This window comes from Fructobacillus sp. EFB-N1, assembly GCF_001038455.1.
GTDB lineage: Bacteria > Bacillota > Bacilli > Lactobacillales > Lactobacillaceae > Fructobacillus > Fructobacillus cardui.
In genome coordinates this window covers 1-692 of sequence record NZ_LDUY01000059.1, presented here as the reverse complement: position 1 = coordinate 692, position 692 = coordinate 1, and the positions used below count along the sequence as shown (strand labels likewise).

The 692-nt window shown below is 43.9% G+C and carries 1 protein-coding gene; it reads left to right on the top strand.

The window, feature by feature from the left end; genetic code table 11:
- Positions 1-516, top strand: a 516-nt coding sequence (locus FEFB_RS08055) for a GH25 family lysozyme (RefSeq protein ID WP_047975735.1), incomplete at its 5' end; no start/stop codon positions are given.
- Between the last annotated feature and the right edge of the window lie 176 nt (positions 517-692).

The window sequence follows — 692 nt, the reverse complement described above, 5'->3', positions numbered from 1 at the left end:
TTTGTCAGAGTGCAGTACGGTGCTAATCGTGCTGATTTGAAGTATCAACGAAACCTGTCAGCATTAGGCAGTATTGGGGCTAATTACGCCGTTTATTCATACATGACTGCTAATGATACTGCTAGTGCTGAAAACGAAGCACAGGCGCTTTATACAAGGACACAGCAGGCAAGCAACGGCAAGCAACCACGCTTCTATATGATTGACGTGGAAGAAACCACTGGAAGCAATATGCGTGGCATTGTCGAGGCCTATATGAATAAGTTAAACAGCTTGGGTGTACCAGACAGCAAGATTGTCCTGTACATTGCCAATCAGTTGTACAACTCGTTCAATTTGAACGTTAGCCGTGCTGGTTCAATTATGATTCCAGCCTATCGTTCAACGCCACCAGACCATGCATACGACTTGTGGCAATACACTAGTTCGGGTGCAGTGGACGGTATTAACGGTAATGTTGACATGAGTAAGAATTACTCTGATAGATTCAAAAATCAGTATTTAAGAAAGGAGTAGCAAATGGCAAATGATAATGGCTTCGTGGATATCACACCACAGGCTGGTAATGGCAATCAGTACCGAGACCCAACTCATATCCCGAGTGATAACGAGTTTTCACAAGACATTAAGAATGGCGTTGTTGATAGTAATAGTCGGACGTTGGCTAAATGGTTGCGTGAGAAGCAGTGGGG